The sequence below is a fragment of the Mariniluteicoccus endophyticus genome (assembly GCF_054780035.1).
In genome coordinates, this window is sequence record NZ_BAAGXC010000032.1 from 77,965 (window position 1) to 104,106 (window position 26,142).

The 26,142-nt window shown below is 70.1% G+C and carries 23 protein-coding genes; 15 read left to right on the plus strand and 8 right to left on the minus strand.

Features of this window, described 5'->3' with window-relative positions; all coding sequences use genetic code 11:
• Window positions 1-212 precede the first annotated feature (212 nt).
• A complete protein-coding gene (miaB, locus tag ACYVGD_RS14930) occupies window positions 213-1,715 on the plus strand; it encodes a tRNA (N6-isopentenyl adenosine(37)-C2)-methylthiotransferase MiaB (protein ID WP_460744567.1) in 1,503 nt (500 codons plus the stop codon).
• Between the two features lie 71 nt (window positions 1,716-1,786).
• Here the strand turns inward: miaB and ACYVGD_RS14935 are convergent, their stop codons facing one another.
• Window positions 1,787-2,239 (minus strand): antitoxin, encoded by a 453-nt coding sequence (locus ACYVGD_RS14935; protein ID WP_460744568.1) that lies wholly within the window; start codon window positions 2,237-2,239, stop codon window positions 1,787-1,789.
• Between the two features lie 147 nt (window positions 2,240-2,386).
• Here ACYVGD_RS14935 and miaA point away from each other — a divergent pair, with 147 nt between their 5' ends.
• The 5 genes from miaA (at window position 2,387) to ACYVGD_RS14960 (ending at window position 8,537) form a co-directional block, all read left to right on the plus strand.
• Window positions 2,387-3,340, plus strand: coding sequence for a tRNA (adenosine(37)-N6)-dimethylallyltransferase MiaA (gene miaA / locus ACYVGD_RS14940; RefSeq protein WP_460744569.1), 954 nt, complete (start codon window positions 2,387-2,389; stop codon window positions 3,338-3,340).
• A gap of 27 nt (window positions 3,341-3,367) precedes the next feature.
• Complete coding sequence (gene dapF, locus ACYVGD_RS14945) at window positions 3,368-4,204, plus strand: diaminopimelate epimerase (RefSeq protein WP_460744570.1); 837 nt, start codon at window positions 3,368-3,370, stop codon at window positions 4,202-4,204.
• A 58-nt stretch (window positions 4,205-4,262) separates the two neighbouring features.
• A complete protein-coding gene (gene hflX / locus ACYVGD_RS14950) occupies window positions 4,263-5,747 on the plus strand; it encodes a GTPase HflX (protein WP_460744571.1) in 1,485 nt (494 codons plus the stop codon).
• Window positions 5,748-6,007: 260 nt separating this feature from the next.
• The gene (locus tag ACYVGD_RS14955) at window positions 6,008-6,490 is read left to right on the plus strand and encodes a hypothetical protein (RefSeq protein ID WP_460744572.1); all 483 of its coding nucleotides are present in this window, start codon (window positions 6,008-6,010) and stop codon (window positions 6,488-6,490) included.
• A 121-nt stretch (window positions 6,491-6,611) separates the two neighbouring features.
• Window positions 6,612-8,537 (plus strand): ATP-dependent DNA helicase, encoded by a 1,926-nt coding sequence (locus ACYVGD_RS14960; RefSeq protein ID WP_460744611.1) that lies wholly within the window; start codon window positions 6,612-6,614, stop codon window positions 8,535-8,537.
• A gap of 6 nt (window positions 8,538-8,543) precedes the next feature.
• Here the strand turns inward: ACYVGD_RS14960 and lexA are convergent, their stop codons facing one another.
• Window positions 8,544-9,341 carry a transcriptional repressor LexA gene (lexA, locus tag ACYVGD_RS14965; protein ID WP_460744573.1) on the minus strand — a complete coding sequence of 266 codons (798 nt, stop codon included), beginning with the start codon at window positions 9,339-9,341 and terminating at the stop codon, window positions 8,544-8,546.
• 220 nt (window positions 9,342-9,561) lie between these two features.
• Here lexA and ACYVGD_RS14970 point away from each other — a divergent pair, with 220 nt between their 5' ends.
• The 3 genes from ACYVGD_RS14970 to ACYVGD_RS14980 all read left to right on the plus strand — a co-directional run bounded on the left by ACYVGD_RS14970 (window position 9,562) and on the right by ACYVGD_RS14980 (window position 13,573).
• Window positions 9,562-9,939, plus strand: coding sequence for a hypothetical protein (locus ACYVGD_RS14970; RefSeq protein WP_460744574.1), 378 nt, complete (start codon window positions 9,562-9,564; stop codon window positions 9,937-9,939).
• 209 nt (window positions 9,940-10,148) lie between these two features.
• Window positions 10,149-10,628 carry a transcriptional regulator NrdR gene (gene nrdR / locus ACYVGD_RS14975; protein ID WP_460744575.1) on the plus strand — a complete coding sequence of 160 codons (480 nt, stop codon included), beginning with the start codon at window positions 10,149-10,151 and terminating at the stop codon, window positions 10,626-10,628.
• Window positions 10,629-10,696: 68 nt separating this feature from the next.
• Window positions 10,697-13,573 (plus strand): vitamin B12-dependent ribonucleotide reductase, encoded by a 2,877-nt coding sequence (locus ACYVGD_RS14980; protein WP_460744576.1) that lies wholly within the window; start codon window positions 10,697-10,699, stop codon window positions 13,571-13,573.
• A gap of 80 nt (window positions 13,574-13,653) precedes the next feature.
• Here the strand turns inward: ACYVGD_RS14980 and ACYVGD_RS14985 are convergent, their stop codons facing one another.
• On the minus strand, window positions 13,654-14,622 hold the full coding sequence (locus tag ACYVGD_RS14985) for an alpha/beta fold hydrolase (RefSeq protein ID WP_460744577.1): 969 nt from the start codon (window positions 14,620-14,622) through the stop codon (window positions 13,654-13,656).
• 54 nt (window positions 14,623-14,676) lie between these two features.
• Between ACYVGD_RS14985 and ACYVGD_RS14990 the strand changes: the two genes are divergently transcribed.
• The gene (locus tag ACYVGD_RS14990; protein ID WP_460744578.1) at window positions 14,677-15,213 is read left to right on the plus strand and encodes a TetR/AcrR family transcriptional regulator; all 537 of its coding nucleotides are present in this window, start codon (window positions 14,677-14,679) and stop codon (window positions 15,211-15,213) included.
• On the opposite strand, the gene ACYVGD_RS14995 is transcribed toward ACYVGD_RS14990, so the two are convergent.
• From ACYVGD_RS14995 to ACYVGD_RS15015, 5 genes are all read right to left on the minus strand, one after another.
• Window positions 15,200-16,276, minus strand: a complete 1,077-nt coding sequence (locus ACYVGD_RS14995; RefSeq protein ID WP_460744579.1) for a hypothetical protein — start codon at window positions 16,274-16,276, stop codon at window positions 15,200-15,202. The two genes, ACYVGD_RS14990 and ACYVGD_RS14995, sit on opposite strands and share 14 nt — an antisense overlap.
• Before the next feature lie 206 nt (window positions 16,277-16,482).
• Window positions 16,483-16,707 carry a hypothetical protein gene (locus ACYVGD_RS15000; RefSeq protein WP_460744580.1) on the minus strand — a complete coding sequence of 75 codons (225 nt, stop codon included), beginning with the start codon at window positions 16,705-16,707 and terminating at the stop codon, window positions 16,483-16,485.
• The gene (locus ACYVGD_RS15005) at window positions 16,698-17,573 is read right to left on the minus strand and encodes an acyltransferase family protein (RefSeq protein WP_460744581.1); all 876 of its coding nucleotides are present in this window, start codon (window positions 17,571-17,573) and stop codon (window positions 16,698-16,700) included. The genes ACYVGD_RS15000 and ACYVGD_RS15005 overlap by 10 nt, the downstream gene beginning before the upstream one ends.
• A complete protein-coding gene (locus tag ACYVGD_RS15010; protein ID WP_460744582.1) occupies window positions 17,533-17,802 on the minus strand; it encodes a hypothetical protein in 270 nt (89 codons plus the stop codon). The genes ACYVGD_RS15005 and ACYVGD_RS15010 overlap by 41 nt, the downstream gene beginning before the upstream one ends.
• Before the next feature lie 115 nt (window positions 17,803-17,917).
• Window positions 17,918-18,436: a ferritin gene (locus ACYVGD_RS15015; RefSeq protein WP_460744583.1), complete on the minus strand. Its 519-nt coding sequence runs from the start codon at window positions 18,434-18,436 to the stop codon at window positions 17,918-17,920.
• Between the two features lie 329 nt (window positions 18,437-18,765).
• On the opposite strand from ACYVGD_RS15015, the gene ACYVGD_RS15020 reads away from it, so the two are divergent.
• The 5 genes from ACYVGD_RS15020 (at window position 18,766) to hrpA (ending at window position 26,135) form a co-directional block, all read left to right on the plus strand.
• The gene (locus ACYVGD_RS15020; protein WP_460744584.1) at window positions 18,766-19,692 is read left to right on the plus strand and encodes a hydroxymethylglutaryl-CoA lyase; all 927 of its coding nucleotides are present in this window, start codon (window positions 18,766-18,768) and stop codon (window positions 19,690-19,692) included.
• Between the two features lie 81 nt (window positions 19,693-19,773).
• Complete coding sequence (locus tag ACYVGD_RS15025) at window positions 19,774-20,697, plus strand: T3SS (YopN, CesT) and YbjN peptide-binding chaperone 1 (RefSeq protein WP_460744585.1); 924 nt, start codon at window positions 19,774-19,776, stop codon at window positions 20,695-20,697.
• 127 nt (window positions 20,698-20,824) lie between these two features.
• Entirely contained in the window at window positions 20,825-21,235 is a 411-nt protein-coding gene (locus tag ACYVGD_RS15030; RefSeq protein WP_460744586.1) for a pyridoxamine 5'-phosphate oxidase family protein, read from the plus strand.
• A gap of 46 nt (window positions 21,236-21,281) precedes the next feature.
• On the plus strand, window positions 21,282-22,190 hold the full coding sequence (locus ACYVGD_RS15035) for a universal stress protein (RefSeq protein ID WP_460744587.1): 909 nt from the start codon (window positions 21,282-21,284) through the stop codon (window positions 22,188-22,190).
• A 45-nt stretch (window positions 22,191-22,235) separates the two neighbouring features.
• Entirely contained in the window at window positions 22,236-26,135 is a 3,900-nt protein-coding gene (gene hrpA / locus ACYVGD_RS15040; RefSeq protein WP_460744588.1) for an ATP-dependent RNA helicase HrpA, read from the plus strand.
• The last annotated feature ends 7 nt before the right edge of the window (window positions 26,136-26,142 follow it).

Here is a 26,142-nt window from a genome sequence, read left to right on the forward strand (position 1 = left end):
GCGGGCACTGCGCGACGACACGTCGGACGCCGTCGCCGGCTGGTCGGTCGTGGGCTCGACGTTCGTGGAACCGGTGTTCTCGCTTTGTGCCATGCGGGAACAGTAGAGCAACGAGGGCGACCTGCGTCACAGGACGGGATTCCGATTCGGTTACGGAAAGACGGGCGGGCGGATTACGGATCGAGGGGTGCGGACCGTAGAATCGGCCCGCCATGCCGAACGCATCCGACACACTGCCCGAGAAGCCCGTGACCCGCACCTACGAGGTGCGCACATACGGGTGCCAGATGAACGTCCACGACTCCGAGCGCATCTCGGGTCTCCTGGAGGACGCCGGGTACGCCCGTGCCGAGGCCGGCACAGACGCCGACGTGGTCGTGTTCAACACGTGCGCGGTCCGCGAGAACGCGGACAACCGTCTCTACGGCAACCTCGGTCACCTGTACGCGGTCAAGGAGACCAAGCCCGACATGCAGATCGCCGTCGGCGGGTGCATGGCACAGAAGGACCGCGACACCGTCGTGAAGCGCGCGCCCTGGGTCGACGTCGTCTTCGGCACCCACAACGTCGGCGCGCTGCCGGCGCTGCTCGAGCGTGCGCGCGTCGAGCAGCAGGCGCAGGTCGAGATCAAGGAAGCCCTCGAGACGTTCCCGTCGAACCTCCCGACGCGGCGCGACTCGGCGTACTCGGCCTGGGTGTCGATCTCGGTGGGCTGCAACAACACGTGCACCTTCTGCATCGTCCCCAGCCTGCGCGGCAAGGAGACCGACCGCCGGCCCGGCGACATCCTGCGCGAGATCGAGGCTCTGGTCGCCGAGGGCGTCCAAGAGATCACGCTGCTCGGCCAGAACGTCAACGCCTACGGTGTCGAGTTCGGTGACCGACAGGCGTTCGCGAAGCTGCTGCGCGCCTGCGGCGAGGTCGACGGGCTGGAACGCGTCCGCTTCACCTCGCCGCACCCCAAGGATTTCACCGACGACGTCATCGCCGCCATGGCCGAGACCCCCAACGTCATGCCCCAGCTGCACATGCCCCTGCAGTCGGGGTCCGACCGGGTGCTGAAGGCGATGCGTCGCTCCTACCGCAGCGAGCGATTCCTCGGCATCCTCGACCGCGTGCGCGAGGCCATGCCCCACGCCGCGATCACGACCGACATCATCGTCGGGTTCCCCGGCGAGACGGAGGAGGACTTCCTCGAGACGATGCGCGTGGTGGAGCAGGCGCGCTTCTCGGCGGCCTTCACGTTCCAGTACTCCATCCGCCCGGGCACGCCCGCGGCGACGATGCCCGACCAGGTCGCCAAGCCGGTCGTGACCGACCGCTACAACCGGCTGCTCGCGCTGGTCAACGACATCGCGTTCGAGGAGAACAAGCGTCTGGAGGGCACCGAGGTCGAGGTCATGTTCGCCGACGGCGAGGGCAAGAAGGACGCCGAGACGCGCCGCATGTCCGGGCGGGCCCGCGACAACCGCCTCGTCCACGTCGCCGTTCCGGACGACCCGGCGCTGCGGCCGCGCCCGGGGGACATCGCGTACGCCACCATCGACCACGCCGCCCCGCACCACCTGAACGCCGACCGTGGCATCCGGGGCCTGCGGCGTACGCGCGGCGGCGACGCGTGGCAGGCTCGTCACGACGCGCCGAAGCCGGCCGTGGGCCTCGGCATGCCGGGCATCGGTCGACCCGCCACGCGCCAGGACGCCTGCGGCGCCTGAACGCGAGAGGGCCGCCCCACACATGTGGTGGGGCGGCCCTCGTGCTCACGCCGCGTCGGCGTTCACGTGGGTCAGCGGGGCAGGCCGGGGCCGTCCTGGCCGGGCTCGCCGAAGCCGGGCTCGCCACCCATGTCGGGCGATCCGAGGCCCGCGCCCTCTTGACCGGGCGTCGCCTCGTTCTCGAGACCGGGGGCGTCGTTCGGGGCGAGCCCCTGGTCCTGACCGAATCCCTGGTCCTGACCGAATCCCTGGTCCTGGCCGAAGCCCTGGTCCTGCTGGCCCGGGTCCTGCACGTTGCCCGGCTCCTGCATCGGGTCGTGGTGCTGGCCGGGGACCGGTTCGCTCGGGTCCGGGGCCTGACCGCCGCCGTACTGCTGCTTCACGAAGTCCTGGCCGCGGTCCACGTGTTCGGCGTACTTGCCGCCGGTGCGCTGGTCGAGCATGTCGCCCGCCGCCTCAACACCCTTGTCGGCGTGGGACTCGTGGCCCTTGATCATGTCCTTGGCCTTGTCGAAGATGCCCATCGTCGTCTCCCTTCGTCGTGCCGTCGGTGGGGGCCGGCGGCTGCCTCGGCGACCGCACACCCGGTCGGTGTGCTGCGGGTCACAGTGACATGTCCACACTAGGCCGTCGATTTGCGGCACTCGTCACCACCCCTGACACTGGGCGGCGTGGCAGGTACGGACGGGGGCCCCGCGACCCTGGTGGTGATCGGCGCGACGGCGACCGGCAAGTCGGCGCTCGCCGTGGCGTACGCATGCCGCCTGCGCGAGCGCGGCGTGCCGGCCGAGATCGTCAACGCCGACTCGATGCTGGTCTATCGCGGCATGGACATCGGGACGGCCAAGCCCACGCCCGCGGAGCGCCGAGGCGTACCGCACCACCTGGTCGACATCCTCGACGTCACCCAGACGGCCTCCGTCGCGGAGTTCCAGGCGCTGGCGCGCACGGCGATCGCCGACTGCCACGCTCGGGGGGTGCTCCCGATCGTGGTGGGTGGCTCGGCCCTGTACACCCGGGCGATCGTCGACGTGTTCGAGTTCCCGGGCACCGACCCGGCGCTGCGCGCCCAGTGGGAGGCCGAGCTCGAGCGGCGGGGCGCCGCGGACCTGCACGCCGAGCTCGCACGCCGAGCCCCGCGGGTCGCCGCCGACATCCTGCCCGGCAACGGCCGTCGCGTCGTGCGGGCGCTGGAGGTCCTCGAGCTCGCCGGTGACTTCACCCCGGTCCTGCCGAGCTGGGAATACGCGCTTCCCGGCGTCGTCCAGGTCGGCCTCGAGATCGAGCGGGCGGCGATGGACGAACGCATCGAGCGCCGGGTCGACCTCATGTGGGAGCAGGGGCTGGTCGCGGAAGTCGAGGGGCTCGTGCCGCGGGGGATCCGGCAGGGGCGCACCGCTTCGCAGGCGCTGGGCTACCGGCAGGTGCTGGCCTACCTCGACGGCGGGATCACCGAGGACGAGGCTCGCGACCAGACCGTCCGGGGCACGCGGCGCTTCGCCCGCAAGCAGCTGTCCTGGTATCGCCGCGACCACCGCATCCACTGGAGCCCCGCCGGGCACGACGAGCCCACCATGGACACCATCGATCGCCTGCTTGACGCCGGCGTCCCGGATGGACACTGAACCCGCGCGGATGAAACGCTCATGCGCATGCGCAGCTGGACGGTGGCCAAGGGGCACGGGACCGAGAACGACTTCGTGGTGATCAACGACCGCCACGGGATGCTCGACCCCTCACCCGCCGACGTGCGCTATCTGTGCGACCGACGCGCCGGGATCGGCGGCGACGGGCTGCTGCGGGCCATCAAGGCGGAGCACATGCCGGAGTGGGACGGCGACCCCGGCCTGTGGTTCATGGACTACCGCAACGCCGACGGCTCGATCAGCGAGATGTGCGGCAACGGCGTACGCGTCTTCGCCCGCTACCTGGCGGATGAGGGCCTGGTCGAGACCTCGACCATCCCGATCGCGACCCGCGCCGGCCTGCGGGAGGCCGTGCTCGGGGCCGACGGCCAGATCCGCGTCGACATGGGCGAGGTCACCCTCGGCGTGGCGGAGACGACCGTGACGGTCGACGGCCGCGACCTGGCGGCGTGGCCCGCCGACGTCGGCAACCCCCACGCCGTCGCGTTCGTCGACGACGTGGCCGACTTTGACCTCCACCACGCCCCCCGGTTCGACCCGGCGGTGTTCCCGCACGGCGTCAACATCGAGATCGTCCAGCCGGTGGGCCCGGGACATGTGCGCATGCGGGTGCACGAGCGCGGGGTGGGTGAGACCCGGTCCTGCGGCACAGGCACCGTCGCGGTCGCGGCCGCCTCCGCCAAGCACCTCGGCGGGAGTGACCACTGGCGCGTCGACGTGCCGGGCGGCACCCTGCGGATCGACCTGGGTGAGGGCGACGGGGCCCGCACCGCCGCGATGACCGGCCCCGCGGTGATCGTCATGACCGGTCAGGTCCACCTGCCGGATCCCTCTGACGACTGAGTGCCGGCGCCGATATCCGCTCGCCGTGGTGTCGTCCCGCGTGGGAGGATGTCGGGCAATGACCTCACAACGCAGCGCTTTCTACTCCTTCGACCCGGCCGACGAGCCCGACGACGCGTACGACGACGTCGAGCTGGCCGACGACGACCTGGACCCCTTCGGTGACGACCCGGAGGCGTATGACGGTGACCAGCAGGACCTGGCCGACCGCATCTCGCTCAAGCGTGTCGCCGGCATGTCGACCGAGCTCGACGACATCACCGAGGTGGAGTACCGCAAGCTCCTCCTCGAGCGGGTCGTGCTCGTGTCGGTGTGGACCTCGGGCTCCGAGGTCGACGCCGAGAACTCGCTGGCCGAGCTGAAGCAGCTCGCCGAGACCGCGGGCTCCCAGGTGCTCGAGGGGCTGGTCCAGAAGCGCAAGTCGCCCGACCCCGCGACCTACATCGGCCGCGGCAAGGTCGACGAGCTGCGCGAGGTGGTCGTCGCCACGGGCGCCGACACCGTCATCTGCGACGGCGAGCTCGCCCCCGCCCAGCTGAGGAACCTCGAGGACCGGGTCAAGGTCAAGGTCGTCGACCGCACCATGCTGATCCTCGACATCTTCGCCCAGCACGCGAAGTCGGTCGAGGGCAAGGCCCAGGTCGAGCTGGCCCAGCTCAACTACCTCAAGCAGCGCCTGCGCGGTTGGGGCGGCAACCTGTCGCGTCAGGCCGGCGGTCGTGCCGCGGGAGGCGCCGGCATCGGTGGCCGTGGCCCCGGTGAGACGAAGATCGAGACCGACCGGCGTCGCATCTCGTCGCGCATCGCCCAGCTGCGGGCCAAGCTGCGCGAGATGGACTCGACGCGTGACGCGAAGCGCGCCGAGCGCCGCCGCCACCGCATCCCCTCGATCGCGATCGTCGGCTACACCAACGCGGGCAAGTCGTCGCTGCTCAACCGGCTGACCGGTGCGGGCGTGCTCGTCGAGGATGCGCTGTTCGCCACCCTCGACCCGACGACGCGTCGCTCCGAGACCGGCGATGGCCGTGTCTACACGCTCACCGACACCGTCGGGTTCGTCCGCCACCTGCCGCACGACCTCGTCGAGTCGTTCAAGTCGACGCTGGAGGAGTCGCTCGAGGCCGACCTGCTCCTCCACGTGGTCGACGGCTCTGACGCAGACCCGGAGGGCCAGATCCAGGCCGTGCGTACGGTCCTGAACGACATCGGCGCGGGCGACCGGGCCGAGCAGCTCGTGGTCAACAAGATCGACCGGGCCTCCGAGGAGGCGTTGCAGGCGCTGCGTACGCGCCACCCCGACGCCGTGTTCGTCTCGGCCCGCACGGGTGTCGGCGTGGCCGACCTGCGCGCCGTCGTCGAGTCGCGCCTGCCGCACCCCGAGGTGGAGGTGCGTGCTCTGGTGCCGTACGAGCGCGGTGATCTGATCAACAAGATTCACCACTCGGGCGAGTTCCTGACGACCGAGCACGTCGCCGAGGGGACGCATGTCGTCGCGCTCGTGCACCCCGAGCTGGCCGCCGAGCTGGCCCCGTACGCGGAGTAGACCGGAGTCGTAGTGCGCACGGCCCGCCGGGGCCTACGGTGGGGACCCATGAACCGTACGCGAGGAATCGCTCGGCAAGACCCTCTACCCGCCCGCCGCTCGTACCGACTGCTCCGAGCTCGCCGGGCGAGGCTCTGATCGACGTTGCACCGCGTACGAGAACAACGGGCAGATGTGGACCCGTGCGGTCGCCCCCGACGGCTCCCTCATCGTCCACATCCGCAACTCCTGGTACGACTGAGCCCACCGGAGAGGAACACATGGCCCACGTACAGCCCGCGCCCCGGCGCAACCCCTGGCCCATCCGCATCGCCGTCGGCTGCTTCGGCCTCCTCGTGCTGGGCTTCCTGTCGGTGGTGACCCTCGTCGTGATCGCCTTCTTGCCCCAGCGCGGCGAGATGGGGCTGTGCCGCTCCGAGGGGCTCGGTGCGTCGTGCACCGACGTCCCTGCCGCGAAGATCGCGTCGATCATGAAGATGGAGTTGCCGCCGGGCACGACCGTGCAGTCGTCGAACTACGTCGACTGGCAGGACGACGTGCTGGACGCCGTGGTCGTCGTACCCGCCGCCGGCGTACCAGCGTGGGAGGCCTCGCTGACCGGTTGGCCGCCCGCCACCCCCTGCGCCCTGGGCCGGTGCGCCGGGATCCCGTTCGGCAACGGTCAGCCCGACCAGCGAACGTACGCCCGCAGCGACAACGCCGACGGATCCGTCACCCTGAAGCTGCACTGGGGCCAGTTCTGAGACCGGTCCTGTCGGTGGTACTCGATAGGTTGGACCGGTGAGCAAGCCAGTCGATCATCGTGACGTCCTCCAGGCCGCCGTCGAGGGCATCGGGGGCAGCCCGCGTCCGGGCCAGGAGAAGATGGCCGACTCCGTCGCCGAGGCGCTCGAGACGGGTCAGCACCTGCTGGTCCAGGCCGGCACCGGCACCGGCAAGTCGCTGGGCTATCTCGCGCCGGCCCTCACGCGTGTGGTCAACCACCCCGACGAGCGCGTCGTCGTCGCGACGGCCACGCTCGCGCTCCAGGCCCAGCTGGCCTCGAAAGACATCCCCTCGGCGCTCGACGCGGTCGAGCAGGCCACGGGGCGGCGCCCGCGCGCGGCGATCCTGAAGGGACGCAGCAACTACGCATGCCTGCTGCGCGTACGCGAGGGCGTCGCCGACCAGGACACGCTGCTCGGCTCCGGCGAGGTTGTCGAGGCCCTGCGCGCCACCGCGCAGTCGCCCGAGTCGGTCGTGGGCGCCGAGGTGGTCGCCCTGCGCGAGTGGGCCGAAGACGAGCTGACCGAGGGCAACCTGGCCGACCGTGACGACGCCCCGACCCACGGCACGAAGGCGTGGGCGCAGGTGTCGGTGCCGGTGCGCGAGTGCCTGGGTGCCCAGCGCTGCCCGTTCGGCGAGGAGTGCTTCGTCGAGAAGAGCCGGGAGCGCGCCCGCGAGTCCGACCTCGTGGTGACCAACCATGCCCTGCTCGCCATCGACGCCATGCACGGAGGAACGGCCCTACCCGAGCACGACCACGTCATCATCGATGAGGCCCACGAGCTCGTGTCCCGGGTGACGGGCGCCGCCAGCGTCGAGATGAGCCCCCAGCAGATCGAGCGGGTCGGCCGGCGCGCCACCGCGTGGCTCGACGACGACCTGGGGCTCGAGCTGCTCGACCTCTCCGACGCCCTCAACGACGCGCTGCTGGCCGTGGCCCCGGAGCGCGTGACCGAGCCGGACTCGCCTGTGGTGCGGGCGTGCGAGCAGATCCGAGAGGTGACGCGCCGCGTCCTGTCGTCGATGAACACCAAGGACGCTGAGAACGACCAGCGCCAGGCCGCAGCTGCGGTCAAGGAGGTCTACGACGTGGCCGAGCGGGCCGCGGCCCTCGCCGACGCCGATGTCGTCTACGTCAACGACCGCGGGGAGAGGTTCGGCCGTGAGCTGCGCGTCTCACCGCTGAGCGTGGCCGGGCTCATGCGCGAGCGCGTCCTGGGGGAGGCGACCACCGTCCTCACCTCGGCGACGCTGACGATCGGCGGCGAGTTCGGCCAGGCCGCCGGCTCGGTCGGCCTGTCCAGCCGCGAACGACGCGAACACCCCGAGCCCGCCGGCGCCGAGGTCACCTGGCGTGGCGTCGACGTCGGCTCACCGTTCGACTACCGTCGTCAGGGCATCCTCTACGTGGGGCGTACGCTCCCGCCCCCGCGTCGCGACGGCATCGCCGACGAGGTCCTCACCGAGGTCGCCGAGCTCGTGTGGGCGGCGGGCGGGCGTACGCTCGGTCTCTTCGCATCCCAGCGCTCGGCCGAGCTGGCAGCGACCCACGCGCGCAAGCAGCTGCCGAAGCAGACGATCCTGTGCCAAGGTGACGCCCAGCTGTCCGAGCTGACGAGGCGCTTCATCGCCGAGCCCGACACGAGCCTGTTCGGCACGGTCTCGCTGTGGCAGGGCATCGACGTGCCGGGCGACACCTGCGAGCTGGTGATCATCGACAAGATCCCGTTCCCGCGTCCCGACGACCCGCTCATGCAGGCGCGTCAGAAGGCGGTCGCCGAGGCGGGAGGCAACGGGTTCATGGCCATCGCGGCGGGGCACGCCGCACTGCTCATGGCACAGGGAGCCGGGCGGCTGATCCGGCGCGCCAGCGACCGCGGCGTCGTCGCGGTGCTCGACCCGCGTCTGGTCACCGCACGCTACGGCTCGTTCCTGCGCGCGAGCATGCCCGACATGTGGATGACCACCGATCGCGAGGTTGCGGTCGGGGCGCTCAGGCGGCTTCAGGAGAGCCGGGCGGACTGAACGCCGTCAGAGGCGGCGCAGCACCGCCACGACCTTGCCCATGATCGACGCGTGGTTGCCGTCGATCGGGTCGTACGCCTCGTTGTGGGGGAGCAGCCAGATCTGGTTGCCCTGGCGCCGGTAGGTCTTCACGGTCGCCTCGGTGTCGAGCAGGGCGGCCACGATGTCGCCATTGACGGCCGTCTGCTGCTGGCGGACCACGACCCAGTCGCCGTCACAGATCGCGGCGTCGATCATCGAGTCGCCACGCACCTCGAGGAGGAACAGCGTGCCGTCGCCGACGATCTGACGGGGGAGCGGGAAGACGTCCTCGACCTGCTCCTCGGCCAGAATCGGGCCACCGGCGGCGATGCGGCCGACGACGGGCACCGGCACGGCGTCGGGGAAGGCGTCACGGACACCGGTTTCGTCGTAGCCGTGGTCGAGCGGATCACGGCCGGACGGGGGCATGAGCACCTCGAGGGCGCGCGGCCGGTTCGGGTCCCGGCGGAGGAAGCCCTTCTGCTCCAGCACCTTGAGCTGGTGGGAGACCGACGAGGGGGACGCGAGGCCCACGGCCTCCCCCATCTCGCGGATGCTGGGCGGGTAGCCACGCGAGTCGACCGAATGCTTGATGACCTCGAGAACGCGGCGCTGACGCGGGGTGAGTCCGTCGGCGTCGACGGGACCGTCTGGCAGCGAGGTCACCGAGGCACCCGCCTCGGCCAGCTGGGCGGCGATCGCCTCTCGAGTGGGGCGACCACGCTTGCGCGGCGGTTTCTGCGGCGCGGGGGACTCGGGGTCGGGGGTCTCGCGTTCGGCCATGTCTCGAGGCTAGGGCAATCGAATGCGTGAATCAAACATCTGTTCGACGTGTCGCCGTGCCCGCGTCGTCCAAAAATTGTCAGACCCCCCTGATGGACTCGGGACTTGCGGGTAACGGTTCGAACACGTGTACGAGGTTCGCACTTGTGTTCGAATGCGAGACCGTCTAAAAATAAGATCCGTCGAACACTCGTTCGAACACTTCCCGAGGAGATTTACCATGACTGCACTCGCTTCCCGTCACGCCGCCCCTATCGGCGCGCGTAGCACCGAGCGCTGCCAGGCCCCGGCGGGCCGCGCCGACCGCTCGGTGCGCCCCGAGGTGGCCCGACCCCAGGTCGTGGCGTCCAGCTCCCGTGCGGCGGTCGCCGCTCGCTCCTGCAGCGGTGTCGCGCCGGTGCCCGCCGCCGGCGTGCGGCCGCGGGTGGGCGTGGGGGAGGCGCCCGTTGTGGTGACCCGCCTGACCGATCGCGGGCTCGCCCTGGTGTTGGCGCTGGTTGCCCTCTTCGTTGTAGCCGGGGTGGCCTGCGTGGGGCTCACCGCTGCCCGTGTGATGTCCGACGCCGGGCCGATGGCCGCCGCTGCAGCCTCTCGATGAGGAATTCGACACGAGCCGCCCCGCGTCTTGCGATTGTGGTCCGATCGGCCTAGGGTACCTACATCTAGTAGTTACACGACTGTCGTTTGTCCACAGTTAGTGGTCGATATCCACAGTTGTCCGCATGGTCGCGCACAGGTTTATCCCCAGCGGGACCCCACCTCAGGGGTGGGTGACCTTGTCGTGACCCGTCACGAGAGGAGGGTGTCATGCACTGTCCGTTCTGTCGCCACGACGACTCGCGCGTGCTCGACTCCCGCACGACCGATGACGGGTGCAGCGTCCGACGGCGGCGTCAGTGCCCCTCGTGCGAACGGAGGTTCACGACCATCGAGCAGATGCAGGTCGTGATCGCCAAGCGCTCAGGGGTCCTCGAGCCCTTCAACCGCGAGAAGGTGATCCAAGGCGTGCGCAAGGCCTGCAAGGGCCGGCCCGTCACCGAGGAGCAGCTGGCGCGGCTGGGGCAGCGTGTCGAGGAGACGTTGCGGTCGTCCGGCCAGTCCGAGATTCCCGCCGACGAGGTGGGGGTCGCGATCCTCGGCCCGCTCCGCGAGCTCGATCAGGTCGCCTACCTCCGGTTCGCCAGCGTTTACCGCCAGTTCGAGTCGGTCGACGACTTCGAGGTTGAGATCAGGGCGCTGCGCGAGCAGCAACCCGGCCAGTTCCCTCTCGAGCCGGCCACCGTCTGAGCGGCTGCGCCGCCACCACCACACACTTCGAACCCCACTGCAGATCCGCATCCAGGAGGAGCATCACGATGACCGAAACCACGCGCGCGACGACGGGCCGCCGGTCCAGCGCCAAGTCGTCGGGCAAGGGCCTGACCATCGAGCGTGTCCACACCACCGAGGGTGTGCATCCCTACGACGAGGTGACCTGGGAGCGTCGGGATGTCGTTCAGACCAACTGGAAGACCGGCGAGAACGTCTTCGAGCAGCGCGGTGTCGAGTTCCCCGACTTCTGGTCGATGAACGCCACGACGATCGTGACCTCGAAGTACTTCCGCGGCGCGGTGGGCTCCGACCAGCGCGAGACCGGCCTCAAACAGCTCATCGACCGTGTCGTGAAGCAATACGTCCGCGCCGGTCAGGAGCACGGCTACTTCGCTACGCCGAAGGACGCCGAGGTCTTCGAGCACGAGCTGACCTGGATGCTGCTCCACCAGGTGTTCTCCTTCAACTCCCCGGTGTGGTTCAACGTGGGCACGCCCTCGCCCCAGCAGGTCTCGGCGTGCTTCATCCTCTCGGTCGACGACTCCATGGAGTCGATCCTGAACTGGTACAAGGAGGAGGGCTTCATCTTCAAGGGCGGCTCCGGTGCCGGTCTGAACCTCTCGCGCATCCGTTCCTCCAAAGAGTTGCTGAGCTCCGGCGGCACCGCCTCGGGCCCCGTGTCCTTCATGCGCGGTGCCGACGCCTCGGCTGGCACCATCAAGTCGGGTGGCGCCACCCGCCGCGCCGCCAAGATGGTTGTGCTCGACGTCGACCACCCCGACATCGAGGAGTTCATCGAGACCAAGGCGCGTGAGGAAGACAAGATCCGCGCCCTGCGCGACGCCGGGTTCGACATGGACCTCGGCGGCAAGGACATCACCTCGGTGCAATACCAGAACGCGAACAACTCCGTGCGTGTCTCCGACTCCTTCATGCAGGCGGTCGAGGATGGCTCCGACTTCGCCCTCACCTCGCGCTCCGACGGCTCTGAGGTCGACCGCGTCGACGCCCGCGACCTGTTCACCAAGATGGCCAAGGCCGCTTGGGAGTGCGCCGATCCCGGCATCCAGTACGACGACACGATCAACGACTGGCACACCAACCCCGAGACCGGCCGCATCACCGCGTCCAACCCGTGCTCGGAATACATGTCGCTCGACAACTCCTCGTGCAACCTGGCCTCGCTCAACCTGCTGAAGTTCCTTACGGCTGAGAACACCTTCGACGTGGCGAAGTTCGCCAAGTCGGTCGAGCTCATCATCACCGCGATGGACATCTCGATCTGCTTCGCCGACTTCCCGACCGAGTCCATCGGTGAGACGACTCGTGACTACCGCCAGCTCGGCATCGGGTACGCCAACCTCGGCGCCCTGCTGATGGCCACCGGCCACGGCTACGACTCCGAGGGCGGCCGCGCGTTCGCGGCCTCGATCACGTCGCTGATGACCGGCACCTCCTACCGTCGCTCGGCCGAGCTGGCCGCCATCGTCGGTCCGTACGCCGGCTACGCGCGCAACGCCGAGGCCCACAAGCGCGTGATGCGCAAGCACCAGGCGGCCAACGACTCGCTGCGTACGCTGTCCGACGTCGACGGCGCCGTCCACAAGGCCGCCACGGCCGAGTGGGCGCAGGTCGTCAAGCTGGGTGAGACCAACGGCTTCCGCAACGCGCAAGCCTCCGTGCTGGCCCCGACCGGCACCATCGGCTTCATGATGGACTGCGACACGACGGGCATCGAGCCCGACTTCTCGCTGGTCAAGTTCAAGAAGCTCGTGGGTGGCGGGTCGATGCAGATCGTCAACCAGACGATCCCGCGTGCCCTCAAGAAGCTCGGCTACGCCGACGAGACCGCCGAGGCCATCGTCGAATACATTGCCGAGCACGGTCATGTCATCGATGCGCCGGGCCTCAAGCAGGAACACTACGAGGTGTTCGACTGCGCCATGGGTGAGCGCGCGATCAAGCCGATGGGTCACGTCCGCATGATGGCTGCGGTTCAGCCCTTCCTGTCGGGCGCCATCTCGAAGACCGTGAACCTGCCCGAGTCGGCCACGATCGAGGAGATCGCCGATGTCTACATGCAGGGCTGGAAGCTGGGCCTCAAGGCCCTGGCCGTCTACCGCGACAACTGCAAGGTTGGCCAGCCGCTGTCCGACGGCAAGAAGAAGGAGGAGCCAAAGGCCGAGCCCGCGCCGGTTGTCGAGTACCGTCCCCGCCGCAAGCGCCTGCCGAAGAAGCGTCCCTCCGAGACGGTCTCGTTCACCGTCGGCGGTGCCGAGGGCTACCTGACCTCGGGGTCCTACCCCGATGACGGTCTGGGCGAGGTCTTCGTGAAGCTTGGCAAGCAGGGATCCACGCTGGCCGGTGTCATGGACGCCTTCTCCATCGCGATCTCGATCGCGCTGCAGTACGGCGTGCCGCTGGAGACCTACGTCCAGAAGTTCACCAACATGAAGTTCGAGCCGGCCGGCATGACCGACGACCCGGACATCCGCATGGCCCAGTCGATCATCGACTACATGTTCCGTCGTCTGGCCCTCGACCACCTGTCGTTCGAGGAGCGTGCCGAGCTCGGCATCTACACCGCGACCGAGCGTGCCCGCTACGTCGAGACCGGCAGCTACATCGACGAGTCCGACGACGAGCAGATCGAGTCCGAGTCGCTGAAGAACGACCAGGGTGACGACGTCGACACCGACGCCGACCCGGTCACGGCCAACCCGACGAAGCTCAACGATCCGACCTCCTCGGCGGCGGTCCGCAGGGCCCCGTCCGAGGCGCACACCTCGGCCGAGCTGATGGAGTCGATCACCGGCAACGTCGTCGATGCGCCGCTGTGCTTCACCTGTGGCACGAAGATGCGTCCGTCCGGCTCGTGCTACGTCTGCGAGGGCTGCGGCTCGACCAGCGGCTGCAGCTGATCGGTCCCGCACGGATCGCGAGGGAGGGCCCCGGGATTGATCCCGGGGCCCTCCTCTTGTCCGATGGTTGTCGCCCGTGGTCAGTCGGCGCGTGTCCAGAACTCGCGCATGACCGTGCCGATCGGTCCGGCGACGTCCATTGGTAACGAGTGGGTCGTGTCGGGCCAGACCGTCACGGTGGCGTGCGGGATGAGTCGCGCCCGTCCAGCGGCCTGCCCGCCGGACAGGGAGCGGGTGGCCAGACCCACGTAAACGGGCATCGTGAGTGCAGCCAGCTGCTCGTCCGTCAGCGGGGCCGGCGTGGGCACGGCTGCGGAGTAGTGACGTGACCCGGCATCGATCATCTCCGCGATGGGGGTGCGGCGCCGGACCTCGTCGACCGTCGTGCCGCCGATCTCGGCCAACGCGCGGTCGCGCCACGACTGCGGTGTGGGCAGGCTCAGCACCGAGGCCCAGAAGAAGGTGGAGGCGGGCGGGGAGCCCAGGGTCATGACGGGATCGAGCAGGGTCAGGCTGGCCACCCGGCCGGGCTGGTGGACGGCCAGCCGTGCCGCCGTCGCGCCACCGAAGGAGTGGCCCACGACGTGCGCGCGGGGCACCTCGAGCGCCTCGAGGACGTCGGCCACCCAGGCGGCCTGCTCCTCGGTCGAGGTGATCGGGACCGACTGGATCGAGAGTCCGGCGTCACCGAGCGCATCGACGGCGTACACGGGCCGGTCGCCGAGGAGGTGGGGCAGGTTCTCCTGCCACATCGGTGCACCGGATGACATGCCCGGGAGGAGGAGCGCCGGCGTACGGCCCCGGCTGCCCTCGGGCTCCCAGGCGGCGACATGGACCGAGCCGAAGGCGGTCGTCACCTGGAGACGGCGGGTGGGGGCGGGCGCCCCGGCCAGGGCCGCCTCGTACGCCTTCGCGTAGGCCGTGCGGCCGGCGGGGGAGCGGAAGTGGCCAATCTGTGGCTCGGCCGTGGCGACCAGGACGAGGCGGTCGGCGGCCACGACGGCCGCGACGAGGGCGAGGACTGCGAGCAGGGTGCGGCGACGTGACATGGGGCGGCTCCGTTCATCAGCGGACAATACAGGTGTATTGGATAGGGTGGCGGCATGTCACAGGGGAGCCGGCAGGCCATCTTCCACGCCACCTGGGCGGTGATCGCCCGGGGTGGGCTCACCGCCGTCACCATGCGGGCCGTCGCACAGGCCGCCGGTGTGTCCCTCGGTCGCGTACAGCACTACTTTCCGACCAAGGACGCCCTCGTGCTCGAGGCCTGTGCCGCGATGCTGGCCGGTGCCGAGTCCGTGTACGCCGCCGAGGACGACGAGCCCGCGGCGCGACTGCGCTTCGCCGTCGGTCACGTGCTCCCGTCCGACGAGCGGTCGCTGGCGGGCACGCGGGTCTGGTACGCGTACGCCGCCCACGCCCAGGTCGACCCCCGCATCGGCACCCTGCTCGCCAACGCCAAGCGGGGGCAGGAGGACGAGGCGACCCGTCTGCTGGAGGAGCTGGGCACGAAGAACGCCCGGGCCGTGGCCCGGGCGTTGGTCGGTCTGGCGGACGGCCTCGCCCAGCGGGTGCTGATCGGCGACCTGACGGCGGCCGAGGCAGGCGCGACCCTCGACGAGGCGCTCAGCTCATCGTGACGACGGGCGTGCCCGTGTCGAGCGCCACCTTGGCGATGACGAACGAGGTCTGGTCGCCCGACAGCGTCAGCGAACCACGCGGGGACGTGCCCCTGCCGTTCGCGTTGATCGACACCGAGTAGCTCACCCGGCACGAGAGGGTGGACGCCGTGCAGGTCGGGGTTACCCCGGCGAACGGGTCGCCCTTGACGGTATAGCGCATCGAACTCACCTTGACGTCAGCGTCGGCCTTCCAGCGAATCATCGGGCAGCCGGCCGGTGCGAGCTCGGACTTGCCCACGCAGTCGTTGAGGGCCTTGCGGGCCGCCTCCATCGAGGCGTTGCGACCGGCCTCGCTGACCTCGAAGTCGATCGACTTCCTCTGGCCGGTCGTGCCCTGGAGGTCGGTGACGACGAAATCGCCGTTGGTCACGACCAGCATGGGGTTGGACGTAGTCACCGTGTAGCCACCCGGAAACATCAGGTAGCGGCCCGCATCGACCTCCTTGCCGTTCACGGAGCGCTTGGGGCCGGACACGCCGAGGCTGACGTCGGCCGCGATGTCGGTCAGCTTCCACACGTCGTCGGTGCGGGTGAGCTCGTGGGGCTTCTGGAGGGTCTTGTCGCCGATCGTGTAGGTGGCATTGACATAGGCGCGGGTCCCCGCGACCGAGCTGACGCTGACGCTGACGTCCTTGATCGGCGCCTTCTTCATCGCCTCGGCGAGCACCTCGTTGGTGAGCAGGTCGGCCTTGCCCGTCGGGGGTGTCTGGGCCATGCCCTTCACGGCCTCGGCGTCACCGGCGGCCAGTTTGTCGTAGAAGAACTTGACGGCGTCGCCGGCGAGGCCCTTCTGGCGGTTCTCCTCCGCGATCCGCGCCTCCTCGGCGCGCCGTGCGGCCTGCTCCTTCTGGTGGCCGTTCCACAGGAGAAACGCACCCAGACCGAGGACCAGGACGAGGACGCCGGCGAGCACGCCGAACAGCACCTTCTTCTGTTTGCCGGGGTTGGTGGGCGGGGCCGGAGGGACGGGACCCTGGGTGCCGCCCGGGCCCATCATCGGCCGTTGGCCGCTCGGGCCCATCGCCTGCGGGTAGGGCAGCGTGCCCTGTGGTCCGGTCGGCGGGCCGCCTAAGCCCTGGGGGCCTCGAGACGGCTGTGGTCCCTGTGGCATGCCCGGGTTGAATCCCGGACCCGGCTGGCCTGGAGGGCCGGCGGGTCCCTGGCTCTGCGGGGGGACGGACATGGAAGCCTCCTCGAGGACGGGATTCAGAGTCGGTTCACGGTTCATCAACTATGCGCGGTCGATGGGTCAGCATGCCTGCTGTCCGCGCCGCTTCGCAGCAAGTGTGCCCCGATCGTGATCAGGGCCGCGCCGAGGGCGGCGTACGGGCTGGCCGGGTGCAGGGCGAGGCCGTTGCGCCAGACGAAGCCGGTGCCGACGAGCAGCGCGAGCGTACCGGCCAGCGTCGGCCCCAGCCGGGGGTGCGGTCCGAGCGCGGGGATCAGGCGCAAGTCGAGACGGGCGATCCACGGGGCGACGAGCGCGAGCACCGGCAGCCCGACGGCCAGCTGGACCGCCGCCGAGAGCCACCACGACTGCCAGCCGAAGGACTGGGAGGCGAGCAGCCAGACGCCCATGCCCACCGAGACCGCGGCACGTGCCACAGGTAGATCGTCATGAGCAGCAGGTTGAGCGTCTTGACCACCTTCTGGGTACGCGGGCCCTCCAGCACGGGCAAGTCATGTCGGTCCACCATGGCGAGGAGGCCGGTCTGGGCGAGGCACAGCAACGCCATGGCTGCGGTGGGCGGCAGCAGGTTTGACACGATCCGGTCGCCGAACCCGACGGCCGGATAGGGGTAGGGGCCGGGGCCGACGAGCGCCCAGATGCCGCCCACCCCGACGACGACGGAGGCCAGCGCCACCCAGCGGGGCCAGTGCTGCCACCAGCCGCGGTGGTACGCGATACCCAGCTGGTGGCAGAACAGCCACACGCAGATGATGTTGAGGTGGCGCACGTCGATCGCCGACACGGGGTCGTGCGGCCAGTAGGTGAACGACCAGGCGTCGACGGCGAACGCCGACGCCAGCAGCACCACCAAGGTGACCGCCCCGGCCCGGTCCTGCAGGGTCACCATCAGGGGAGCCACGGTCACCACGAACAGGTAGACGAACAGGAACCACAGCACCTTGGTGAGGCTCGAGCTCATGAACACCGCCTGATTCGGCAGCCCGAGCCAGGCCACCGCGGTCGCCACCAGGCCGATGATCCCCACGAAGGTCGACAGCGGGCCTACGAAGCGGCGTACGCGGTTGGCGAGGTAGGTGGCGTACGACTCACCGCGCGCGGGACCGGTCCACGACCACGGCGTGCGCATAGCCCCCCGCGACGAAGAACAGCGGCATGATCTGGACGAACCAACTCAGCACCGCCCCCGCTACGCCGGGTTCGGCGACCGTGGCCCGAACCGCCCCGTCGGCACCGAGGCCCAGACGGAACAGGCCCATGTGGAACAAGACGACGACGGCGACCGACAGCACGCGCACCGTGTCCACGAGCACGTTGCGAGTTGCGGCGGGCGGCGTCGTGGGGCGTTCTGCAGTCACGCCGTGAGGATAGGCGAGGAGACGCTGCCACAAGGGAGCGCGACCGGCCCCGGCGGGTGCCGGGGCCGGAGGGACGTCCAGGGGACGTCGAGCGGGCGGGGAGACGGGGGCGGGTTCAGCCCGCGTTCTCCGTGGTGCGCGTGGGGCGTGAGCCGAGCTCCTCGTCGAGGCGCAGCAGGCCCGGACCGTCGTCGTTGACGCGTTCCACCCGGCCGACGATCTCGGAGACGGTGGCCTCCTCCTCGATCTGCTCGGAGAGGAACCAGTTGAGCAGGGGGCGCGAGTCGAGGTCGCCCGCGTCCTCGCATGCGCGGTAGAGGTCGCGGATGGAGGCCGAGACCTTCTGCTCGTGGGCGAGCGCCGCCTCGAAGACGTCGAGGACCGTCATCGACGGCTTCGTATTCGGTGCCGCGATCGAACCGATCTTCGGCTTGTTGTCGCGATCGAGCAGGTGGTCGATGAACTTGTTGGCGTGGACGATCTCCTCGTCGGCCTGGTGGCGCAACCATGCTGCCATGCCGGGCAGGTCCTGCGCGTCGACCTCGATCGCGAGCTGGCGGTAGACCAGCGAGGCCTCGAACTCCAAGGTGATCTGGGCGTTGAACTGATTCTCCAGTGCGGCTGTCAGCTTCATGGAGCGATCCTAGCGAGCGCGTCCGGCCGGTCGGGGGCGTCCTACGGTGTGAGGTGCAAGGAGTCATCACGGGGTTCGTCACGATCGGCGTCGTCATCGCCGTCGGTTATCTGCTGGCACGGTGGGGATCGTTGACGAGCCTGCCCAGCAGGCGCTCACCCGCGTGTCGTTCATGGGCGCGTTGCCGGCGCCCGCGACTCGGTGTTCCTGACCACGGTCGGGTCGATCCCGGTGTTGCTCGCCGTGGCACTCCTGCTCCATCCGTAGCTGGTCCACCCCAAGGGAGGCGGGGCTCCCCAAGCGTGGCGGCGGCGGGTAGATTCCGCGCCATGTCGTTCCCCACCGCTCATCCGCGCACCGACCTGCCCCAGCAGGTCACCGTCTACGAGGTCGGCCCCCGTGACGGCCTGCAGGCCGAGAAGTCCACAGTCCCCGCCGCCACGAAGATCGAGTTCGTCGGCCGGCTCGCCGACGCCGGCCTGACGACGATCGAGACCACGAGCTTCGTGTCGCCCAAGTGGGTCCCGCAGCTCGCCGACGCCGCCGACGTGCTCGCGGGCATCGACCACACGCGTGGCCCGCGGCCGGTGCTCGTGCCCAATGCCCGCGGGTTGGAGCGTGCGCTCGAGGCCGAGGTCGGCGACATCGCGGTGTTCGTGTCGGCCACGGAGTCGTTCGCGAAGGCCAACTGGAACTCGACCGTCGAGGGCGCGCTCGCGCTGGCGGGGCCCGTCGTCGAGGGCGCGCTCGCGGCCGGCATGAACGTCCGCGGCTACGTCTCGATGTGCTGGGGAGACCCTTGGGAGGGCCCCGTTGCCCCCGAGCAGCCCGCGCAGATCGCCCGTCGCCTGCTCGACCTGGGCGTCTCGCGAGTCAGCCTCGGCGACACGATCGGTGTCGGCACGGCGGGTGGCGTACGCGCGGTCCTGGACGCGTGCGCGCAGGCGGGCGTCGGACCCGACCGGCTGGCCCTGCACTTCCATGACACCTACGGCCAGGCGCTGGCCAACGTGCTCGCCGGTCTCGAGGCGGGGGTCAGCGAGTTCGACTCGTCGGCCGGCGGCCTCGGCGGCTGCCCGTACGCGAAGTCGGCGACCGGCAACCTGGCGACCGAGGACCTCGTCTGGATGCTCCACGGCCTCGGCATCACCACCGGCATCGACCTCGACCGGCTCGTCGAGACGTCGGTGTGGATGGCCGAGCAGCTCGGTCGCCCGAGCCCGTCCCGCGTGGTCCGCGCACTGTCCGGGTCCTGACGCGCGTGCCGCGCGTGGACACGTCTGCGCGCGTTCGCTAGGTTCGCACGGGATGGGCAGCTGCCCAGTGAGGAGAACCCGGTGACCGACTACGAGGACTTCGATCTCGACAAGAGCACGGCCGATGCATGGCGGGGGTTCCAGGGCCGCCTGTCCGAGGTCGTGTCGGTGATGGACGACACCTCCGACCTCACCATCGGGTCGGTCGCTGCCACCACCGAGACCGTGCCGTTCGTGCGTTTCAGTGCCGTCGATCGGACCACGGTGCGTCTCGAGGCGGCGTCGAACGGGGTCCTGGGCGACGACTACCTCCTGAGCCCGGTCCAGCTGGACCTGTTCGAAGAGCAGGGCTGGCACGCCCCGACGGCAGAGGGGCCACGACCCACGGCGAACTTCTGGGTCGAAGCCGACCAGGAACAGTCGGACCACCTTGCCGCCATGGCGGTCGGCGCACTGCGCGACATCTACGGCATCCAGCACCCGGTGTTCCTCGCCCCCGACCAGCTCGCCGAGATCCTCCAGCCGCGCCCCGAGCCGCTCGAGGGATACTCCGAGTTCGACCCGGAGGACGTCGTGGCAACCATCCCCGTGAGCCACGAGCACCTGCACGACATGATCGAGGCCGAGCTCGCCGAGATGTTCGGGCACGAGCCGCTCAAGGACGCCGAGGGCGACTTCGCCATCCGCGTCGGGTCGACCATGCTCCTGGTCCGGACGACGCCCGACCACCGCGAGATCATCGTGTTCGCCTGCCTCGTCCACGACACCGAGGGCCGCTCGCGGGCCATGGAGGTCCTGTCTGACCTCAACACCGAGGTACGCCTGGTGAAGTTCCAGCTCATCCGTGACCGAGTCTTCGTCACCACCTCGATCTTCGCCCACCCGTTCGTCCCCGCCCACCTTCACCAGGCCGTACGTATCCTCGCGGAGGTGGCCGACGGCATCGACGATGAACTGGCCGCCAAGCTTCGCGGTCGCACGGTCTTCGACGAGCCCGGCGCCTGACCCGTCGCATCACTGGCGGTCCTCGCGCCGGGACTCCGCGCGGTTGACCACGACCCGCCGTTGAATGTCGTAGGGTGGGCGGCGATCCGTGGGGAGGTTCTCCACCGGGCCTGACGAAGGGGTGGCTGTGGACGCTGGATTCGGGCAGTTCACCACGCTCGGTGCCGACGAGTGCCGCGACCTCCTGCGTACGCACAGCGTCGCTCGCGTCGGGTGGGCCAACGACTCCGGCCCCAACATCCTGCCGGTCACCTACCGCCTCGACGGCGGTGACCTGATCTTCCGGACCAAGCCGGGAACCCAGCTCTCGCGCCTCGACGGCCATCGGGTCGCCGTGCAGATCGACGGGCTCGACGACGAGACGCGCACTGGCTGGAGCGTTCTGGCCCGTGGCACCGCGTCGACGGTGACCGGTGAGCACGCGCTCGACGCCTGGCAGGGTGAAGGCCCCCAGCCGTGGGTCGGGGACGACCGTTCCATGCTGGTGCGGATCCGCCTCGACGAGATCGGTGGCCGGGTTGTGGCTGCCGCCGACTGACCTGCAGTAGGCTGGGCTACTACGAAGCGTAAGAGAGGTCGAGCCGATGTCTTACAACGGTGTGAAGTCGTCCCGCCCGCGCGTGGTCGTGGGTGTCGATGGTTCGGAGGACGCGCGTCGCGCAGTCGCGTACGGCGTCCGTGAGGCGAAGCGGCGCGGCTGCGAGCTCCACCTGGCCCACGCCGTCGACGACGCGGTGCTCGCCGGCGCCTGGGGTGTGGTCTACGACCCCGACCTGCTCCGCGACTCCGGCGAGCAGGCCACGGCCGACGCCCGCGCGTACGCCCTCGAGGTCGGCGCCGACGAGGCCGATGTGACCAGCGACGTTTACATGGGCAGCCCCGGAGCGGTGCTGACCCGCCTGTCCGAGGAGGCCGACACCATCGTGGTGGGGCGACGCGCGATCAGCGGCCTCGAGCGGCTCTTCGTCGGTTCGACGTCGGTCGGTGTGGCCGCCACCGCCCACTGCCCGGTCATCATGGTCTCGGCCGCGTCGCACGAGCCCGTCACCGGCGGACTGAATCTCATCGGTGCCGGGGTGGACGCGACCGACCGCGGCAAGGAGACCCTGGCGTACGCGTTCGAGGAGGCCGCCCACCGCGGCGCCCGGCTGGAGATCCTCCACGCCTGCGAGCTGCCGACCGGCTTCTTCGCCGACAACCGCAACCGTGAGGAGCGCGAGGCGGCCCTGGCGAAGGCCGCCGAGAAGGGCATCTCGGAGCTCGTCGGGCCCCTGCGTCAGCAGTTCCCCGACGTCGAGGTGACCACGACGATCGTCAAGGGCCACCCCGTGGAGGAGCTCACCCGTCGGTCGGTCGACTTCGACCTCCTGGTCGTCGGTGTCCACGGCGTGGGGCTGCCCGGTTTCGCGCCCGGGGCGACGATCCGTGCGCTCATGGCCCACGGCGCCTGCCCGCTGGCCCTGATCCGGCACGGGGTCTCGCGTCGCCGCTGAATCGGCTCGCGGCCCGTGCCGCGGTCCGCGTAGGCTGGGGCGGCCATGCCTGAGCCCCAGATCACCTATCCCGACCTGCCGATCTCTGCGCGGGTCGACGACATCCAGTCGGCCGTGCGCGACCATCAGGTCGTCGTCGTCGCCGGCGAGACGGGCTCGGGCAAGACGACCCAGCTGCCGAAGATGTGCCTGCAACTGGGGCTGGGCCGCATCGCCCACACCCAGCCCCGCCGGCTCGCCGCCCGCTCGGTGGCCGAGCGCATCGCCGAGGAGATGGGCTCCGAGATCGGTGAGCTCGTCGGCTATCAGGTCAGGTTCACCCGCCGCGCGGGGCGCGACACGCGGATCAAGGTGATGACAGATGGCGTCCTGCTGGCCGAGATCAGCCACGACCGCCTGCTGAAGCGCTACGACTGCATCATCATCGACGAGGCCCACGAGCGGTCGCTGAACATCGACTTCCTGCTCGGCTACCTGAAACAGCTCCTGCCGAGGCGCCCCGACCTCAAGGTCGTCATCACCTCGGCGACCATCGACACCGAACGTTTCGCCCAGCACTTCGCCGCCCCCGACGGGACCCCGGCGCCGATCATCGAGGTCTCGGGCCGCACCTACCCGGTCGAGGTCCGCTACCGGCCCATCCGCGAGGACGGGGCCGACGGCGAACCGGGCGACATCGAGCCCCGAGACCAAGTCGACGCCATCTGCGACGCCGTCACCGAGCTCCGCGCCGAGGGCACCGGCGACATCCTCGTCTTCCTGTCCGGCGAGCGGGAGATCCGCGACACCGCCGACGCTCTGGAGGCCATGAAACTGCGCTTCACCGAGGTCGTGCCGCTGTACGCGCGCCTGTCGGCCGCCGAGCAGCACAAGGTGTTCACCCCGCACACGGGCACCCGCATCGTGCTCGCCACCAACGTCGCCGAGACATCGCTGACCGTGCCGGGAATCCGCTACGTCATCGACCCGGGCACCGCCCGCATCTCGCGCTACTCCGTGCGCACCAAGGTCCAGCGCCTGCCGATCGAGCCCGTGTCCCAGGCCTCGGCCAACCAGCGCTCGGGTCGTTGCGGCCGCGTTGCGCCGGGCATCGCGATCCGCCTCTACTCCGAGGAGGACTTCGAAGCCCGTCCCGCGTTCACCGAGCCCGAGATCCTGCGTACCAATCTCGCATCCGTCATCCTCCAGATGGCCGATGCCGGGCTGGGCGACATCACCGACTTCCCGTTCGTCGAACCACCCGACTCGTCCCAGATCGCCGACGGCCTGCGCCTGCTCGACGAGCTGGGTGCCCTCGAGCCGGCGAAGGGCGGCGCACGCACCGCGCCGCGACTGACGAAGACCGGTAAGCGGTTGTCGCGCATCCCGCTCGACCCGCGCCTGGCCCGCATGCTCGTGGAGGCGGAGAAGCAGGGCTGCCTCGACGAGGTCATGGTCATCGTCGCCGGGCTGACCGTCCAGGACCCGCGCGAGCGGCCGACGAACAATCGGGAGCAGGCCGACGCCCTGCACCGGCGGTTCTGGGCGGCGATGCCGGCGGAGGGGCTCACCCCACCGACCGAGGCGAAGAGGCGTCCCGGAAGCGGGCAGCAGGAGGAGCGGCGGCGTACCCGGGACGGGGCGGGGGACCAGCCCGACCCCGATGGCTCGGACTTCCTGGCCTACCTGCGGCTTTGGGACTACCTGCGCGACCAGCGGCGCGTGCTGTCGGGCAACGCGTTCCGACGCATGTGCCGCGACGAGTTCCTGAACTTCTTGCGGGTGCGCGAGTGGCAGGACCTCCACCAGCAGCTCGTTGAAATCACCCGCGACCTGAAGCTCGAGCGCAATCGGCAGCCCGGTACCCCGCAGGCCATCCACACCGCCATCCTGTCGGGTCTGCTCTCGCACGTCGGCCTGGCCGACCTGCGCGACGAGAAGAAGGCGCAGCCGGGCGGGAAGCGGCGCCGGGGTCCCCGCGAATATCTGGGGGCGCGCGGGGCGCGGTTCGCCATCAACCCGGGCTCGTCGGTGGCCCGGACCCAGCCCGAGCTGGTCATGGCCGGTGAGCTCGTCGAGACGACGCGCCTGTGGGCGCGTGACGTCGCCGGCATCGAGGCGGCATGGGTCGAGGAGGTCGGCGCCCACCTGCTGAAGCGTTCCTACTCCGAGCCCCATTGGTCGGCCCGCAGCGGATCGGTCATGGCTATGGAGCGCGTCATGCTGCTCGGAGTCCCCCTCATCGCGCAGCGCCCCGTGGCGTACGCGAAGATCGACCCGGTCGCCGCCCGCGAGATGTTCATCCGCTCCGCGCTGGTCGAGGGCGATTGGCGTACACGACACCACTTCTTCGCGCGCAACGAGAAGGTCCGCGCGGACGCGGCCGAGCTCGAGGAGCGTACGCGCCGCCGCGACATCGTCGTCGACGACCAAGTGATCTTCGACTTCTACGACGCGCGCGTGCCGCACGACGTGGTGTCCCAGAACCACTTCGACGCGTGGTGGCGCAAGAAGCGCCACGAGGACGATGCGTACCTCGACCTGGTGCTCGACGACCTCGTCGCCGACCCCGACGCGGTGGGCGCCGACGACTTCCCCGACCACTGGACCACCGCGGGCCACGACCTGCCGATCACGTACGTGTTCGACCCGGGCTCGGGCCAAGACGGCGTGACGGTCGAGATCGACCTGCCGCTGCTCAACCAGGTCTCCGAGCGGCCGTTCACGTGGCAGGTCCCCGGCCTGCGCCACGAGCTCGCCACCGAGCTGATCCGCTCGTTGCCCAAGCAACTGCGCACGTCGTTCGTGCCCGCGCCGGACTGGGCGCGCAAGGCCCTCGACGACATCACCGGCAGGGGAGTGGATCCTGACTCCACGACGCTGCCCGAGGCCCTCGGCGACGCGCTGCGCCGCCTGCAGGGCACCACGATCCCCGCCGAGGCGTGGGGCACACACGCCGTCGACGACCACCTGGCCGTGGGCTTCGCCGTCGTCGACCCGGCCCAGAACCGCAGGGTGGTCAAGCGCGGCAAGGACTTACGCGCGCTGCGCGACGAGCTGGCGCCCACGGTCACCCAGCGCCTGACGAAGGCGGCGTCGTCGACCGCCCGCAGGGGCGCGACCGACTGGCAGTTCGGCACCATCCGCGACTTGATCGCAGTCGGTGCCCGCGGGGTCGGCTACCCGGGACTCGTCGACGAGGGCAGCAGCGTCGCCCTGCTCGTCCACGACTCGGCCGCCGCCCGCGACCGGGCCCGCCCGCCCGGCCTGCGCCGGCTCGTCCTGCTCAACACGCCCGACCCGACGAAGTGGGTCGTGTCCCACCTGTCGGCCACCGACAAGCTGTCGCTGGGCCACAGCCCGTACACCACGGTCCGGGCGCTGCTCGCCGACGCGCGGCTCAAGGCCGTCGGCGACCTCGTCGCCGCGCGGACCGACGGCTCCGACATCACCACGGCCGAACGGTTCACGGCGCTGTGCGACGCCGTCCGCCAGGACAACCCCGAGCGAATGCTCGCCGTCGTGCGCACGGTCGCCGACATCCTGCGACGAGTCCAGGACCTCCGGATCAGGCTCGAAGGCGTCGCCGACGCCGACCTGCGCGCCGACATGTCCGAGCAGGTCGACAACCTGGTCTTCGGCGGGTTCGTCGCGGCCACGCCCGAACCCCACTTCTCCGATCTCCCGCGCTACCTGCACGGCATCGACGTACGGATCATCGGCCTGGCCAACAACCCGTCGCGCGACTTCCAGGCATCCGAGGCGGTGTGGGCGGTCGAGGACGCGTACGCCGAGTTGTGCGCTGCCATGCCCGCCGGGGCGCTGCCGCCCGACGTCGACGCCATCGGCTGGATGATCGAGGAGCTGCGCATCTCCGCGTACGCCCAGGCGCTGGGCACCCGCGTACCCGTCTCACGCAAGCGCGTCATGAACGCGATCGCCGACGCCCGTGCACGACACCGCTAGATTGGAT

Coding starts and splice junctions, on each gene's coding strand:
- dapF (WP_460744570.1), top strand. CDS start 3,368: ATGCGCAGCTGGACGGTGGCCAAGGGGCACGGGACCGAGAACGACTTC.
- ACYVGD_RS14955 (WP_460744572.1), top strand. CDS start 6,008: ATGGCCCACGTACAGCCCGCGCCCCGGCGCAACCCCTGGCCCATCCGC.
- hflX (WP_460744571.1), top strand. CDS start 4,263: ATGACCTCACAACGCAGCGCTTTCTACTCCTTCGACCCGGCCGACGAG.
- miaB (WP_460744567.1), top strand. CDS start 213: ATGCCGAACGCATCCGACACACTGCCCGAGAAGCCCGTGACCCGCACC.
- ACYVGD_RS14985 (WP_460744577.1), bottom strand. CDS start 14,622: ATGTCACGTCGCCGCACCCTGCTCGCAGTCCTCGCCCTCGTCGCGGCC.
- lexA (WP_460744573.1), bottom strand. CDS start 9,341: ATGGCCGAACGCGAGACCCCCGACCCCGAGTCCCCCGCGCCGCAGAAA.
- ACYVGD_RS14970 (WP_460744574.1), top strand. CDS start 9,562: ATGACTGCACTCGCTTCCCGTCACGCCGCCCCTATCGGCGCGCGTAGC.
- nrdR (WP_460744575.1), top strand. CDS start 10,149: ATGCACTGTCCGTTCTGTCGCCACGACGACTCGCGCGTGCTCGACTCC.
- ACYVGD_RS15015 (WP_460744583.1), bottom strand. CDS start 18,436: ATGAAGCTGACAGCCGCACTGGAGAATCAGTTCAACGCCCAGATCACC.
- ACYVGD_RS15020 (WP_460744584.1), top strand. CDS start 18,766: ATGTCGTTCCCCACCGCTCATCCGCGCACCGACCTGCCCCAGCAGGTC.
- ACYVGD_RS14960 (WP_460744611.1), top strand. CDS start 6,612: ATGGCCGACTCCGTCGCCGAGGCGCTCGAGACGGGTCAGCACCTGCTG.
- ACYVGD_RS15005 (WP_460744581.1), bottom strand. CDS start 17,573: ATGCGCACGCCGTGGTCGTGGACCGGTCCCGCGCGCGGTGAGTCGTAC.
- ACYVGD_RS14980 (WP_460744576.1), top strand. CDS start 10,697: ATGACCGAAACCACGCGCGCGACGACGGGCCGCCGGTCCAGCGCCAAG.
- ACYVGD_RS15035 (WP_460744587.1), top strand. CDS start 21,282: ATGTCTTACAACGGTGTGAAGTCGTCCCGCCCGCGCGTGGTCGTGGGT.
- hrpA (WP_460744588.1), top strand. CDS start 22,236: ATGCCTGAGCCCCAGATCACCTATCCCGACCTGCCGATCTCTGCGCGG.
- ACYVGD_RS14990 (WP_460744578.1), top strand. CDS start 14,677: ATGTCACAGGGGAGCCGGCAGGCCATCTTCCACGCCACCTGGGCGGTG.
- ACYVGD_RS14995 (WP_460744579.1), bottom strand. CDS start 16,276: ATGGGCCCGAGCGGCCAACGGCCGATGATGGGCCCGGGCGGCACCCAG.
- ACYVGD_RS14935 (WP_460744568.1), bottom strand. CDS start 2,239: ATGGGCATCTTCGACAAGGCCAAGGACATGATCAAGGGCCACGAGTCC.